Genomic DNA, 1,615 nt, shown 5'->3' with positions numbered 1-1,615 from the left:
GCCTAATAGGCACTGTGGATTGGCAGTTGTCAGTCCTGGCAGGGGTCGAGCGAGACGTCTGGGCTGTATGCAGCGCCTGGGAGTGCTTCGACAAGAGGGACGCGTGCACGGCCTCTGCCGCTTCGAGCTCGGTCGCCATACCGTGCCGTGGTTCGAGCCGTTCCCAGGGCCACCTCCCGATCAGCCGGAGCCGTGGAGCTCTTCACGAGAGCGAGGACCCTGGGCACTGCTGGGGCCACGGACGGCTGATGGGGTGGTGCGCCCGTGAGCGCTTCTATTAGGTCGCCGGGTGGTCCTGCCACGGCCCGACACCGACGGACCGGGAAAGCCCGAAAGGAGCGCGCGTTGCACGTGACCTGTGGAATCGACTGGGCTGAGGATCACCACGACGTTGCCGTGGTCGACCGCGACGCTCGACTGCTCGGCAAGCTCAGGATCGGCGACGACGCAGCGGGCTTCCAGGACCTGCTTTTATTGCTCGCCGAGCACGGTGACAGTCCGGACGATCCGATCCCGATCGCGATCGAGACATCTCGCGGACTTCTCGTGGCCTGTCTGCGGGCCTCTGGCCGCCGGGTGTACGCGATCAACCCGATGGCTGTTGCACGCTACCGCGACCGGCACGTCGTCTCCGGCAAGAAGTCCGACCGTCAGGACGCCGTTGTCCTGGCGAACATCCTGCGGACCGACGCCGAGCTTCATCGGCCGCTGCCGGACGACTCTGACCTGGCCAGGGCGATTGCCGTCCTCGCCAGGGCCCAGCAGGACGCGGTCTGGGACCGCACCCGGGCCCACAACCGGCTCCGGTCGCACCTGCGTGAGTACTACCCGGCGATCCTCGAGGCGTTCGCCGACAAGCGGGAGCGGCTGCTGGCGCGTGAGGCCCGCGCGATCCTGGCGATCGCGCCCACTCCGGCCGAGGCCGCTCGGCTCACCCGAAGCAGGATCAGAGCCGCCGTCACGCGGGCCGGCCGCCAGCGCCGGATCGAGGCCGAGACCGACCGGCTCCTCGAAGTGCTCCGTCGGACCCAGCTTCGCCAGCCAGCCCTGGTCGAGAAGGCGATGGGGCATCAGACGCGCGCACTGCTCGCCCAGCTCGAGACGGCCTGCCAGGCCTGCGACGAGTTGGCGCACGACACCGAAGTGCTCTTCCTGCAGCATCCCGACGCGGAGATCATCACGAGCTTCCCCGGGCTTGCCGTGCTCACCGGTGCTCGGATACTCGCGGAGATCGGTGACGACCGCTCCCGGTTCGACACGGCCCGAGACCTGAAGGCCTACGCCGGAAGCGCCCCGGTGACGAGGGAATCCGGCAAGAGCCGTCGCGTCAGCCACCGCCGGATCAAGAACAGCCGCCTGGCCGCGGCCGGCCGGCACTGGGCGTTCGCCGCACTCACCGCTTCACTCGGGGCCCATTCTCACTACAACCGCCGACGGGAAGCCGGCGACCGCTACCACGCGGCCCTCCGCAACCTGTTCAACCGCATGATCGGCCAGCTCCATCACTGCCTGACCACCCGCCAGAAGTTCGACGAGGCGGTCGCCTTCGCCCCGCCGGCACTGCCATCGCTCGCAAACAGCTGCTTGACCCCATAGGTGCATGGGGTGTCTTGTC

Annotated in this window: 1 protein-coding gene; it reads left to right on the top strand. The window is 68.5% G+C overall.

Annotated features, from left to right (window positions below; genetic code table 11):
• Positions 1 to 345 precede the first annotated feature (345 nt).
• Positions 346 to 1,596, top strand: a complete 1,251-nt coding sequence (locus tag ACFVJQ_RS45950) for an IS110 family transposase (protein ID WP_385518666.1) — start codon at positions 346 to 348, stop codon at positions 1,594 to 1,596.
• Positions 1,597 to 1,615 lie beyond the last annotated feature (19 nt).

It is taken from the genome of Streptomyces sp. NPDC127197, assembly GCF_042672405.1.
Classification (GTDB): Bacteria; Actinomycetota; Actinomycetes; order Streptomycetales; family Streptomycetaceae; genus Streptomyces; species Streptomyces flavusporus.
This window is presented reverse-complemented; position numbering and strand designations above follow the sequence as displayed.